Here is a 13,088-nt window from a genome sequence, read left to right on the forward strand (position 1 = left end):
TTCGTATCCAGTGCGGAAGATGGGACTTGAACCCACACGACATAAACAGTCACAAGATCCTTAGTCTTGCTCGTCTGCCAATTCCGACACTTCCGCATTTCTATATATGTACAAACCACTTCAATTGCACTAGATAAAATCTAGTGCAGGAGAAGGGACTTGAACCCTCATGTTGTTGCCAACACATGGACCTGAACCATGCGCGTCTGCCATTCCGCCACTCCTGCGTGCAACGTAGTTAATGATACTCACTTTCAGCCTTACTGTCAAGGCTTTTTAGAACTTTATTTTATATTATTTTTATAATTTTCAAAGCCTCGTCAACTTATCTATGTAAAAATACATTTTTTTCATGACATCGGAAATGTCCTTGTAGTGCAGGGCACAAGCTGCTGCAGCCACAGCAAAAACAGCTGCACATATAAAGCTTGCAAAAAAGAAATTCACAAATCCAACTGCAAGGAAAATGCTGGCACATGTAAGAAAGCCTATGATCGCAGTGAGTGTCCTCATCAGCTCCTGGTGAAGGACTGTTGCCTGCATCACTATTCCCTCTCTTTCTGAAAATACCTCATCCTCAGAAAGCACTTCAAAATCAAGCTTTTCAAGGTGTCTTAAATAATCTCTGAATCTCTTTTCCATATTTCCTCCATGATGTTAATACCAATAAGTCCGCTCCCAAAGGAGAGTCTAGGAATATTATACTATATTTCGTTTATATTTACACTATGATTTACAATTAACAGTTCGAGAATATCCCGGTTAAACTGGTCATTCTGAGCTATAGCCTTTTCCAGATCAATTCCTTCCTGATCTGGCGCACATTCGCCGCAGATATCCACGCCGATCACTTTTCTCCCAGTCAAAAGAGCTCTCGTAAACTCCAAAACCTCTGAATCAGTAAACTCGCCCTGGTCCCAATTAGTTCTTAGATACTCCGTCTCAATCACATCTTTATCAATCGAAAGATAAACCGGATACTCTGTCTCAGGGAGCTTAACTGTAACACAACAAGTTCCAGCATCCCCTTCATCCAAGTCCGGGATCACGTCTTCCCTGTCATAAAAATGTACCCGGCATCTGTCTTCCTCATCAAGCTCCTCAATAAGCTTTCTATCAGCACCTATCACATGCACATCCCGCACATTCTCATTTGAATCAAGTACATTTTTTACCCAGCTCCCGCAGGAGAGGATATCTCCAAACATTGATGGCTGCATATCCGGGTGATGATCAAGCACCACAAGTGAGAAAGGCTCTTTTATCATTTCCAGCAAAAGAGCTGACATATAATGGTAATTTCCGGAGTCAATAAAATGAACTCCATCTGCAAACAAGTGTGAATCAATGATTGCCTCTTTGATAGCCGCCTTAGCAGCATCATCGCACAGGCAGTTTGTCCCCGAAATATCTTTTAAATCCAGGACTTTTCCACAAAATGAAGAGCCTTTATCTACTCGATAAAAGCTCTCTTCATCATAAATACCTGAAAAATTAAATACCGAAAATTCTGCCTTCATATCAAGTCCTTATATCTTCAGACACGCCACATGTCAAGTCATCTTGCCAGATCAGCCAGATGTACAACCGCATCATCTGCAATAAGACTTTCGCCGTGTTCCTCTACAACCATAGCTTCCGGAGCATTTACAGTGAGCATCTGAGAATACTCAACTCCGGCTCTTCTCATGTCATAGATGATGCTCTCATTGGCGGACATAAGTCCTGCAATAAGATAATAGCGATCCTCATATTTATACAAACTCGAGTCAACAATCGGAAGTTTCTGAACAACCTTGGCAAATCTCTTTACTTCATCAAAATTGTCAAACTCCATCATGTATCTGGCATACTCTGAAAGCGGCTGATAACTTGTAGTAGCCTGCTCCATAGCCGATGGATCAAAATCATCCTTGCCATATATCCTATTGATAGTATCTGTTACATTTGTGATAACTTCATTAAGCGCAACACCTTTTTCCTTGCCGGTTTTGGCCTTGATCTCGTCCACCTTTTCCTGAGTCAGCATTTTAAGGATAGTATCGGCTGCTCCACGAATACGGTCTGTTGCTTTCTGAATATCTTCATTGCTCATCTTAACTGCGAAGATGCGCACACTTCCATCCATCATCATGTTTTTGCTCATCATCATGACCTCTGTCTCCGGATCATAATCGAGCTGCGCCCCAACTTCCCTGTTGAGTTGTGCAAAAAACGAAGTAGTGTTTTCTGCACCTTCTATAACTGCCTCAGGAGTAAGCCCAATTTCATGAAGTTCTGATGCCGCAATACTGCATTCTACTGTGGTTGCATTCATTTTTACTATAATCATTACGCATCATCTCCTCTCCTTGGATACATTTCTCCATTTTTGTACTGTAATTATATATCTCAAAATTAGCACTGTCTAGGTGAGAGTGCTAAAATTTCTATTAACACTCTATAACATTACAGTAAGATTATCGGCTATCATGCATAAAAACTAAAGTGTTAGTACTTATTTCCTGATGTGCTTACTCTTTTCTGCGGCATCCAGTACGTCAGGCGTAGTGCCCGTCTCGCTATACTTTCCAACGGACTCGCACCTTATTGTCACGCGGTTCGCGCCTCCAAGTGTACAGGTAAAAAGAGTCAGATCCCAGTCTCCTGCTTCCATTTTTTCAACGTCATAAGCTCCAAGAGTCTCAATATTTGTGACCTCATAGTACTTACTCATCCCATTCATATCAGTAACAATTACTACGTCACCTGAAGTAAGCTCACTCAATTTACCGAAATGCTCAGTGTAATTATGGCCGGCTATTATAAGGTCATCATCGTACATGCTGCCTTCATATCTGCAGACAGCGTACTTGGCATCCTCCTGGCTCCATGAACTCTGCACAGGTAAAAGAAGTTCCAATGAAGGAATCTCAAGTGTACCCACAAAGCTATGTCCGTCCACATCAACAACAGGCATGTCACCGGATAAATTCTCAAGTACCACGCCCGGCATCTGTTCAATGACTCCCTCAAGCATTTCATCGGAAGCATTCCCAGCCGCAGATGATTCATCAAGATTATGTTTTAGTAAAAATACTGCTATAAAAATAAGAGCAGTACCGATCAAAATATACTTATGACCACTATGATCTTTATGCATTCTGCCTCATTGCCTCTTCAATCGCATAAGAAAGCTGATCGGGGCATGATGTATTTTTAAATCCACACTTAATGCCACGAAGCTTTGTTATGGCATCCTCGCACTTCATTCCCTCTACAAGCTTGGATATTCCCTGCAGGTTACCGTTGCATCCATTTGTAAATTTCACTGCACCTATTGTGTCTCCGTTAAGCTCAATATCAATCTGTGTTGAGCATGTGCCTTTTGTCTTGTAAACCATTATCTCTTACCTCTTTTCTCTAACTTTATTATATCAAACTTCAGCCTTTTATACATTTGTTAAAACCACATGATCAGTAACAAATATACATTTTAATATACAAAATTGCACCCTGTGGCTGACCACAAGGTGCAATCAACATTGATCACATACACATACTAAATCCGGCTGTCCTATCTGTCAACCGGCATTCTTCCTGTTTGCCCTGATTCCCTTGATAATGAATAGAACTCCTGCTATCAGCAATATAGGAAGTGGCCACCAAAGCTGACCTGTCTGTGGAAGTCTTCTTGCACCAAGTACTGCAGGAATATTTCTAAAAGCTCCTAAAACTTCCGGAAGATCAGGTATTCCAGGTGTTTCCGGTGTATCTTCTGTTGGTGTATCCTCATCTGGCGTATCAGGTGTTTCCGGCGGAGTCTCAGGTGGAGTTTCAGGTGGTGTCTCCGGCTCATTATATGTGTTTTCCAGAGTAAAAAGAATCACCTTGCTGCTTTCACCATTATATGAGTTTTCGCCTGTACTTACCGTATAAGGAGAGTCACTGCTGATATTCTCTTTTATGGTCCAATCGTGAGCTGTAACCTCTCCTGACTCACCCCTGTAATCCATATCAGACCAGGAATAGAACCAGTTATTTGATGCACTGAGCTCAACTGTCTGAACCTTTTCTCCATCTCTGTAAAGATCAACACTTATATATGGAGGGCGCTTGTCCTCATTATCTGTATCTTTCCAAACCTTTCTTATTTCATAGGTCTTTGGATATTCCTGAGAGCACTTAGCTCTTAACACAGGTGCGTATACAGGGTTAACCCAGGTACCATTAGCATCTGTTGTTGGTACTGAGATCAAAAATGTATCAACTGCATAGGTACAAGCCTCTACTGGATCATATAAAGTTTCTGTCCTTATCATGTAAAGTCCCAGGTGAAGCCCATCAAAAAACGCTTCTCCATTTACGTCAGAAACTGCATGTGCAGTAACACTCATATGACTGTATACGTAAGGCTCAATAGTATCAATTATTACATCCCACTGGCTCTGATCTGTGATGCCGTTAAGATTGGTCACGGGCTGATCTTTAAGCTCATCTATCAGTGTAAACTCGCCATTTTCACTGAGATCTGCCACCAGGTATGCATCGACCTCCATACCCTCAAGGAGCTTGTCATCAAACTTAAACTGCAAAGTCATCTGTCCCTTATCCTGCCAGCTCATATCGATCAGATCTCTGGCTTGAACAGGAAAAGAAAAACTTCCAAGCATCAATAATAAAACAGCCACAAACATCACTATTCTGTTAAGGTTTCGTGTCAGTTTTTTCATCCTTCAACCTCAATTTTATGCTGCTTTTTTTGCCTTAGGTTTTCTGGTCTTTACCATAAATACTATAAATGCAATGAGCAGCATAGGCGCTCCAATAAAAGGAGCTATCATAAGTGTTCCGTACCTTGTTGCATCTGCCGGTACGATAAGTTTTGTTTCTTCGTTATAATCAACACGCTTTGCTCTTACAAGGAGCCTGTGAGTATTTACACCGTAGGGCGTACAAGTCACCAGCGTGACGTATTCTTCTCCATCTACTATTCCCAGTCCTCCGGTATCTTCCGGTAAAACTATGCTTATATTATCAACCTGATAAGCAAAGGTCTGATCCAGGATATGTAGTAAAAATGTATCTCCAACGATCATCTGATCGAGATCTGTAAAAAGTTTTGCCGAAGGAAGTCCTCTGTGCCCCGACAAAATACAGTGGGTACTTGTTGTACCTGTTGGAAATGAAGACCCTTCAAGATGTCCTATTCCAACCTGTAAAACAGATTCTTCTGTTCCGTGGTAAATAGGAAGATTAACTCCGATATTTTCTATTTCTATATATCCGATGATCCCGGTTCCTGTCGGATCTAATGTCTTATAATATCTATTCTTAATTTCTCCATCCAAATACAAAAACGATTCTGACTGAGCAGCTGCAAGCTCTTCATTAAAATCATAAGCAGCCTGCCAGAATGCTGAATAATCTTCTTCAGAAATTTTACCCATCATTTCTTCATAGTTGGTAATTGCTCTGGACTGATGCAGGGAATTTATATAATTACTCACTGATGGATATAAAAAGATAGCAAGCCCTGCCAAAAATATTATTCCAAATATTAAATTAGGAAGCTGACTTTTAAGTCCCTTCTTTTTTTTCATCTACAAATCTGTCCGTATCACTTGTGTCTGTATTTATAAATCTTGCATATTCATCAGGGAAAGAAACCCTTCCCTGATGAATGCACTTAACAAGATTCAAATATATATTAACTTTTTCATACCCCAAATTTATTACTCTGCGTCAGCTTTTCTGCGTACGATAAAATATGCAAAACCTGCTACAATAAGAATACCGCCAATGATATAGAAAATTGTTGTACCAATTCCACCTGTTGAAGGAAGAAGTGAACCTGTTCCATTAGGAATCGCTATCTCGGCCGGAGTCTTTACAGAAACAGTATTATTGATAGTTACCTCTACAGGACCATCTAATAAATTACGTCCTTCAGGTGCCTGTGTCTCTGTCAGTTCATAAGTATCTGCATCAAGTCCATTTACTGTAATTTTCTTGTCAGCTATAGTAACAATCTCGTTTGTTGCTCCTTCTGTACCTTCCGCAACAACAGTATAAGTAGCGCCATCAGTTGAAACCACAAAATAAACATCAGAATTATCTGTAGTATTCTTCATTGTAAAATGTGCACCAGCAATTGGAGTTTTTTCAGTTTCATCCTCTGCAGCATATTTAATGATATCCAATGGATATGTTTTTGTATGCGTATAGCGATGCACAGTCTCAACGCCGTTGTTGTATTTCAGATAAATCTCATTGTCATTAGTATCACTTGCTAATTCAGCATTCTCATTGAGAACAGCAGTATATGAAATAACTGCAGTAGCATCAGCTGTAAGCTTTTTAAGGTAGTCATTAGAAAATGTAAGCACAAAACCGCGATTATTTTCGGCTGCTACAACTGAATAGTCTGTTCCGTCCAAAAGTGTTGCCTCTCCTACAGTTACACTGGTAACACCTGTAAAGTCAAGACCATCAGTCATTTTATCAGTTACAATATAATCTTCGCCACCAACCTTTAAATTAACATTTGATACATAATAGATTGTCTGTCCAATCTGAGCATCATTGTTTTCCCCCAATGAGTTTGTTGAATCCTCTGTAACCTTCTTATCAATATCGGGAATACCATTTTTTTCCTTAAATACTGCATTTGGAGTATTTGTATTAAGCGCGCAAAGTACTCCAAGTGAAGAATCTACTAAATAATATCCGTAATCGAGTGAAGAAAACTCAACAGTTGTTACAAAGTCATCATCTTTTTCTTTAGGTGCTGGTTCAGTTGCGTCAGCTTCAACTTTATTAGCTTTAGCCCATGCAAGCGCTTCCTGGGCAAATGCTGCAGCAGTATCGCTGTTTAATAGTGCATTGCCATTCGCATCAGTTGTTAATGTAATGTACTTAAACCCATCATTCGATACTGTAAAGTATTTGCTGCTAAAGCCTTCCCATTTTGCAGAAAGCTTATATACACCGTTTGTTGCGCTATCTGAAGATGGTTCAAAAGTAAAAATCTTATAAAGATTGTAAGTCTGCCCCTCCGAAGCATTCTCAATTTTGATATCTGCCCCATCACTAGCAAATGCTGTTAAACTTCCGGCCATGATCATTGTCGCTGCCAGCACGCCTGTTAGTAGTTTCTTTAGTCCTTTCATTTGTGTCCTCTCCTTTGAATCTTGTTTTATTTCTTAAATGTATTTTGTGCCAATGGCACTTGTTTAAAATGCTTTCGCATCAAAAACCATTAACTGCTCCCAAAATGGGCCTTTTTCTTTCGCCTCGTACGTGTTAATGCCATTCCCGCAAGGGACATCAATACGAGTCCAAATCCTGCCATTTCAACCGTTCTTTCACCTATACCTCCTGTTTCTGGCAAGGTAATCGGAACAAGTTCATTACGCTTATTGGTAAACTCTAAAGTTCCCGAATTGATACCGGTCTTACATTCATCAGTATATTCTGCTGTGTAATACACATTGTTTACTTCCGAAACGTAGTAGAGCCATAAGTATCTGTCGATTATATTTCCGTCACCATCATATACGTAATAATATCTTTCCAGATTATCAATTGTCGTTGTCCATTTGCCTGACTTGGTAAGAGTTAGGGTCATGAAATTCGGATAATCTTCATTTAAAGTTTTCTTGTTTTCAACTCCAATTGATGACGAAACACGCTGTAAATAGTAAGGAACATTATATGAATATGTTTGATTGCAATCTTTTATAACTATTGTAATATCGCTATTAATCGATACTTCATACCGCTCATATACTCCACTACTCAAAGTCAATCCTTCATCTGTGGTAATCGAAGAGCTAACAGAAATTCTAGAATCAGGTTCGATGATAATATCGTTAATCGTCACGCTATTCCCCTCATCAGTCCAATTCCCACTATTAAATAGTTTTGCGTAAAATACCACCTTTGAGCCATCTAAAACTGAAGGAAATCCAATGTATTCCTGTATAGTATTTTGAGCATTTCGATGGTCTATATTCAATGTATGATATGTTTCACTATTTTCTGTTGTTTCACTTCCAAGTCTTCTTCCAAGCTTAACGGTAATACTGTCAGGCATGGTCTCATCTTCATTTTCCCAATACTTATTTATAGTGATTGACGTAGTAGTCTTGGTATTAGTAAAGTTATAATCTGTTCCCTGGCTTATAGCTACTATTTCGTTTCCGCCAGTGTACTCATTTCCTGAAGGTAGGTTCATTGAATAAGTCTTAGTATCTGCAGATGGCATATAGAAATACAGCGGAGTACTCTTTAAAAGATATCCTTTAGGTGCCTTAGTCTCTACCAGCTTGTATGCCTGATTATAGGTAAGGTGCTGCAAAGCTACCAGGCCATCTTCTCCTGATATGTATTCCGAAGCTGCACTATTTGCTGAATCTTTCCATGTCGCTGATGAGGAATCATATATGATTCTCTGCCACGAAGATCCTGTCCATTTATAAAGGGCAAATTCTGCACCACCTAAAACAATTGCGTTGTTTTCATTATCAACCTTATAGATGTTTATTCCATGAACATTTGCTTTTGCTCCAACCTCTTCCAATTCAATATTTCCATCAGATACAGATGAGCCCTTATCTTCAGCAATACCCTTTAAAGAAGCTTTATTACTTATAAAGATTTTTACCTGACCGGAACTATCACTATTGAACGTATACCTATACACTATTCGCAGATGCTTTTTATCAGGAATCTTGAATTCAATAGTGCTATAAAGATAATACCCATCATCCCGTCCATCATTATAGTAAGAAGCTTTTGTCTCATAACTTCCAACAGAATACGAATACTCATCAGTAGAAAGCTCCGACAATGTTTCATTTCCTGCGGAATCAGTTATAACTTCATATACTTTTATATGTCCCGCAACAAGTGTTGCTCCAAATGAAGACTGTGACTTAGCCTGCAATGTATCGGTAAGTGTAAGCTCGTCACTGCCTTCCAATAAGTCAGCGGCATTTTCATTAACTTCCAGCGTGTACTCAATTGTATCTTTTGCATCAAGTAAGTTACTGTTTGATGTTTTTTTCAGAGCAGTCTCTGTCTTGGTGATGTTCTGAGTCTGTGAATCGCCTCCCAGTTCATTTCCACCTTCATTTTTCAAGGATACGCTGTTTTTAAATGTCCTGACGCCATTTGTCGCGCTTGTCCAATCAGGATCATCAATCCTTGCTCTCACTCTGAGGTATAGCGTTTTCCCTTGCAGGTTAGAAGGGCTAAATGTGACTTTGACATTTTTGCCATCTATGCTCTCATAGAAGGAAGTATTTAAATATGTTGCACTTCCGCCTGAAAAAGCTACTGCTCCGTTGAAGCTGTCATTATCTGCTATCTCAAGTCCGTAATAGTCAGTTCCCTTATATGTATAACTGTCTATAAGGCTCACTCCACTAGGCAATGTATCTGTTGCCGTAAGAGTTTCATAATTGCAAATCTCAGGAATATTTATCTTAATACGCCAGGTAAGTATTCCGGATTCCAAAAGATCTTCAGAATAATAATCATAAGCTGAATCAGAATGCGTACCTTTTCCATCGTATTTGGCAATTATCGGTTCATAATTTTGTGTATCTGTAGAATAAAAGCTTTGACTTCTCACATATGCATAATTCTTAAAGGATGTAGTATTATTACCCTCTCCTATGTAGCCGGTTGTATTGTATGTAAATTCCAGATCAGTTGTAAGGTCTGAATAGAATCTGATCACAAAGCCCTTATATCCTGATACTCCTCCGACAGTTACTTTTTCGCCTTTCTCTACATATAAGCTTCCGTTATATCCAGCCTGTCTTATAGCAGACTCAAGGTCTGAAAGCTGAGACTCTGATAGATACTCATTACTATCCTGAATAGCATCCGTAAATGACCAGTACTCAGAATTGTTATTTCCTTCATTACATTTTATTGGAGCATGTATTGTAACATTCCATTTAACAAGTACTGTGGACGCATCATCAGTTGCACTATCTATACCGTCTGCTTTTTTCTCTACTACCTTTGTATTGTCACCTGTATATACACTTGCTTTCTTGTCATCTCCATAGGTTTCACCATTCAATTCCTTGGTGATACTCGCTTCATTGACAAGGCTCCCCCATTCGAGATCAAAAACAGTGTATGTATAGGTGTACGTAAACTCATATGTACTATAATCATCCGATGTAAACGTATATCCATTTTCATCAAGACTAATTTCTTGGCCAACTTTTAAAGAGGCCGTTTTACCACTTGGCGTTGAAACACTGGAAACCTTTATTTTTCCAACGTAAGGTGTCGAGACATCTTCCCAGCCATTTTCAGCCAATGTATGAATAAAGTCTTTTAACGTATAACCATTTAAGTTATTACCCAGCGAATTAAGTTTGATAATCCATGTAACAGTCTTATTGGCTGTATCTGCTGTTCCATACTTATCGATATTTGGGACATTGCCGTTAATATCAGTTTCTACTGTATACGACCTACTTTTATCCTCATCAAAAACAGCCTTAGCATTGTTGTTTACTTTTACAGATACATCTGAACTGGATACAGAATCCGGCACATTAAATGTATATGTGATTGTATAGCTCTCACCTTTACCAAGATCAGGGAGACTGATTGTGGCTGTTCCATCAGTTCCAACACTTACTGCATTTTCGGAAGCTATATTAGTGCCATCACTCTTTTTTATGGTAATCTGCTTGAGCTGTTCTTTTAGATTGATACCACTCGTCAACTCGGAGTTCAAATTCTTATCAGTCAAACTATTGTTATATACAGTCAGGACATCCGTAAGAGTAATGCCTGAAGTACCTGTTCCATTATTGGATGAGATAACAATTGTATAATCTATAGTTTTATTTGTTTCATCATAACTTGAAGCTTTTTTCTCAAGTGTCAGGTCATAGCTATCGCCTTTTACAATATATATGTATATTTTTAAGTTATCATCAAAAACATACTCTTTATATGTCTTTTCACTATCACTATTGGCATTTGCCATTGCGACAAAATAAAAATCGCCTTCGATTTCCTGAATACTGTTCTTGGCAGCGAACTCAGGATAATAGGTGATAGTCACAAGGCCGCTTTTTTCAATTGCAAATGTACCAACAGCTTCATTTTCTGAGTTATAAACCATACCTGATATTGCTTCATAAACTTCTATCCCATGTTCAGCAAGATTATAAGTAATTGTTGGTTTTTCTGCACTTACTGTATTCTTGGCAAGATTATAATCAATGGTAAAATACAGCTTGTCACCTGTAGTTACTTCTGCACCGCTGCTTATGGGTGTTCCGCCGCTGTATGTTTTTGAACTTCCACTGCCTTTTTCATCAGGATTTTTAACTAAAGTAACACCAGTGATAGTCATTCCTGCCACTGTTGTATATACAGTTGCTGATCCTGATGTACTGTCAGCTGCATATGCTGTAAGTGAAAAGAGATCAAAAAAACTATCTATTCTCCCAATCAGAGAAGTAGCTTCATCACTATTTTCTTCTTCAATCTCGCCGGCTTCATTTATTATTTCTTCTTTTACTTCGTCACTATACTGGATTATAAGCTGATTATCTTCAGTGACCTCATAGCTTCCCTTACCATCATCAAGTTCTGCAGCATCCGTCTCCGCAGTTCCAAACTCTTCAGGAATTTCAAGATGGATATCATCACTTACAACCGCCTCTTTTGGAAGAACATAATTAAAGGTTATCCTAAGCTTATCAGCAGGCTTTATATCATCCTTGTCAATAACTTCCCATTCACCATCGGCATTTTTACGCTCAATGATCGTCTCTGTGACATATTCCAAAAGATCTACAGACTCAGGAATATCTAATGCTGCCTTACCTGAAGAAAGGCTAGTTGACTTTTCAGCATCCAAAGAGTTTCCGGAAGAAGCAACTCCTGATGCCTCACTTGCGGATTCCTTAACAGTAGATGCTGATGAAGCACTTGAAGATACGCCTGATTCATCCTCTGATGAACCTGCACTTGAAGAAACGCCCGACTCATCCTCTGATGAACTTGCGCTTGAAGATTCGCTGCTTTTTTCCGAACCTGCAGCACCATTCCCAGTTTCATTTTCTGCATTCTGATTTTCTTTGTCAGACTCTGAGTTCGCACCTGTCTCATCCATAGCTTTTTGTGACTCTTCATCAGATGCTTCCTTGGATGTTCCTTCTTCATCTACAGATACAGAAGCTTCCCCATTTTCCTCATCTTCTTGCATCTGCTCTATAAGTCCCTGCTCGAACTCATTGTCAGCAGTTTCCATAACAACTCCAACCTGCCCTGCACCTTCTTCAGTCATTGCAGTAGCAGGCTTATTAAGGCCATAAAGCGTAGCCGTCCCTGTAAAAAGAGAAAGACAAAGAACAAACGCCAACCACTTCTTTCGGTTCTTGTGATTTCTTATGTACTTTTCAGCGCGATTTTCAGTTTCCCCTCGCATTTTTTTACCTCAATCGAAGCCAAATGAAAGTTACCGGTATCAAAGTCCTCCAAATACATTAAATGGATAAACCCTAAATATCACTTTCCCAATAAGCTGTTCCTTAGTAACGCATCCCACAACGCTACTTCTTGAATCTATTGATGCACTTCTATGATCCCCTAACACAAAATACCTGTTTTCAGGCACCTGATACGGAAATGTGATATCTGTTGGTTCAAGACTTTTGTCAGACGCATATTCTTCGTCAAGAACCTCCCCGTTAACAGATACATTTCCGTCACTGTCAATATTTATCCAGTCTCCAGGTGACCCGATTACTCTTTTTACCAGGACTTTGTTGTTATAATAAAATGCTATAAGTTCTCCCGGTTCGAAACCAGAACTGTTCTGAGCAATGACTATCTGTCCAGTATCGAGTGTCGGAGTCATTGAATCACCGCTTATCTTAAGAACGGTGATAAAAAAGCTCGAAATAAGTACTGCCAAAGCTGCAACTACTACTACTACAAAAAGCGTATTTCTAAGTACTGTACGGTATTCCTTTTTACTGTTTTCCCTCTTAAGTTCCCTTTTTAGCTCTTCTACAGAGGGTTTATAATCTTTTAGTTCACTCATCAGCTTTCTCTAT

11 protein-coding genes and 2 tRNA genes are annotated in these 13,088 nt (G+C 39.2%); all 13 read right to left on the bottom strand.

The window, feature by feature from the left end:
* Positions 1 to 11: 11 nt before the first annotated feature.
* A tRNA-Leu gene (locus G585_RS0114430) sits at positions 12 to 96 on the bottom strand.
* Positions 97 to 144: 48 nt separating this feature from the next.
* Positions 145 to 227, bottom strand: a tRNA-Leu gene (locus tag G585_RS0114435).
* Between the two features lie 82 nt (positions 228 to 309).
* On the bottom strand, positions 310 to 642 hold the full coding sequence (locus G585_RS0114440; protein WP_022775950.1) for a hypothetical protein: 333 nt from the start codon (positions 640 to 642) through the stop codon (positions 310 to 312).
* A 62-nt stretch (positions 643 to 704) separates the two neighbouring features.
* Entirely contained in the window at positions 705 to 1,520 is an 816-nt protein-coding gene (locus G585_RS18295) for an arginase family protein (RefSeq protein WP_022775951.1), read from the bottom strand.
* Positions 1,521 to 1,558: 38 nt separating this feature from the next.
* Positions 1,559 to 2,332, bottom strand: coding sequence for an adaptor protein MecA (locus G585_RS0114450; RefSeq protein ID WP_022775952.1), 774 nt, complete (start codon positions 2,330 to 2,332; stop codon positions 1,559 to 1,561).
* Between the two features lie 165 nt (positions 2,333 to 2,497).
* Entirely contained in the window at positions 2,498 to 3,142 is a 645-nt protein-coding gene (locus G585_RS19155) for a sortase (protein ID WP_022775954.1), read from the bottom strand.
* Positions 3,135 to 3,383 carry a TIGR03905 family TSCPD domain-containing protein gene (locus tag G585_RS0114460; RefSeq protein ID WP_022775955.1) on the bottom strand — a complete coding sequence of 83 codons (249 nt, stop codon included), beginning with the start codon at positions 3,381 to 3,383 and terminating at the stop codon, positions 3,135 to 3,137. Before G585_RS0114460 ends, G585_RS19155 begins: the two co-directional genes overlap by 8 nt.
* A gap of 180 nt (positions 3,384 to 3,563) precedes the next feature.
* Positions 3,564 to 4,712 carry a Cna B-type domain-containing protein gene (locus G585_RS0114465; protein WP_022775956.1) on the bottom strand — a complete coding sequence of 383 codons (1,149 nt, stop codon included), beginning with the start codon at positions 4,710 to 4,712 and terminating at the stop codon, positions 3,564 to 3,566.
* A gap of 15 nt (positions 4,713 to 4,727) precedes the next feature.
* Positions 4,728 to 5,582 carry a class C sortase gene (locus G585_RS0114470; RefSeq protein WP_022775958.1) on the bottom strand — a complete coding sequence of 285 codons (855 nt, stop codon included), beginning with the start codon at positions 5,580 to 5,582 and terminating at the stop codon, positions 4,728 to 4,730.
* Positions 5,560 to 5,709, bottom strand: a complete 150-nt coding sequence (locus G585_RS19760) for a hypothetical protein (protein WP_022775959.1) — start codon at positions 5,707 to 5,709, stop codon at positions 5,560 to 5,562. Before G585_RS19760 ends, G585_RS0114470 begins: the two co-directional genes overlap by 23 nt.
* Before the next feature lie 5 nt (positions 5,710 to 5,714).
* Positions 5,715 to 7,151: a SpaH/EbpB family LPXTG-anchored major pilin gene (locus G585_RS0114480; RefSeq protein ID WP_022775960.1), complete on the bottom strand. Its 1,437-nt coding sequence runs from the start codon at positions 7,149 to 7,151 to the stop codon at positions 5,715 to 5,717.
* 89 nt (positions 7,152 to 7,240) lie between these two features.
* Complete coding sequence (locus tag G585_RS0114485) at positions 7,241 to 12,457, bottom strand: SpaA isopeptide-forming pilin-related protein (protein WP_022775962.1); 5,217 nt, start codon at positions 12,455 to 12,457, stop codon at positions 7,241 to 7,243.
* 39 nt (positions 12,458 to 12,496) lie between these two features.
* Positions 12,497 to 13,075 (bottom strand): signal peptidase I, encoded by a 579-nt coding sequence (gene lepB, locus G585_RS0114490; protein ID WP_022775963.1) that lies wholly within the window; start codon positions 13,073 to 13,075, stop codon positions 12,497 to 12,499.
* Positions 13,076 to 13,088 lie beyond the last annotated feature (13 nt).

This window comes from Butyrivibrio sp. AE2015, assembly GCF_000420825.1.
In the GTDB taxonomy this organism is placed as follows: domain Bacteria; phylum Bacillota; class Clostridia; order Lachnospirales; family Lachnospiraceae; genus Butyrivibrio.

What these genes read in the sequence shown, in the direction of transcription:
- G585_RS0114440 (WP_022775950.1), bottom strand. Translation starts at nt 642, where the DNA reads ATGGAAAAGAGATTCAGAGATTATTTAAGACACCTTGAAAAGCTTGAT.
- G585_RS18295 (WP_022775951.1), bottom strand. Translation starts at nt 1,520, where the DNA reads ATGAAGGCAGAATTTTCGGTATTTAATTTTTCAGGTATTTATGATGAA.
- G585_RS0114450 (WP_022775952.1), bottom strand. Translation starts at nt 2,332, where the DNA reads ATGATTATAGTAAAAATGAATGCAACCACAGTAGAATGCAGTATTGCG.
- G585_RS19155 (WP_022775954.1), bottom strand. Translation starts at nt 3,142, where the DNA reads ATGCATAAAGATCATAGTGGTCATAAGTATATTTTGATCGGTACTGCT.
- G585_RS0114460 (WP_022775955.1), bottom strand. Translation starts at nt 3,383, where the DNA reads ATGGTTTACAAGACAAAAGGCACATGCTCAACACAGATTGATATTGAG.
- G585_RS0114465 (WP_022775956.1), bottom strand. Translation starts at nt 4,712, where the DNA reads ATGAAAAAACTGACACGAAACCTTAACAGAATAGTGATGTTTGTGGCT.
- G585_RS0114470 (WP_022775958.1), bottom strand. Translation starts at nt 5,582, where the DNA reads ATGAAAAAAAAGAAGGGACTTAAAAGTCAGCTTCCTAATTTAATATTT.
- G585_RS0114480 (WP_022775960.1), bottom strand. Translation starts at nt 7,151, where the DNA reads ATGAAAGGACTAAAGAAACTACTAACAGGCGTGCTGGCAGCGACAATG.
- G585_RS0114485 (WP_022775962.1), bottom strand. Translation starts at nt 12,457, where the DNA reads ATGCGAGGGGAAACTGAAAATCGCGCTGAAAAGTACATAAGAAATCAC.
- lepB (WP_022775963.1), bottom strand. Translation starts at nt 13,075, where the DNA reads ATGAGTGAACTAAAAGATTATAAACCCTCTGTAGAAGAGCTAAAAAGG.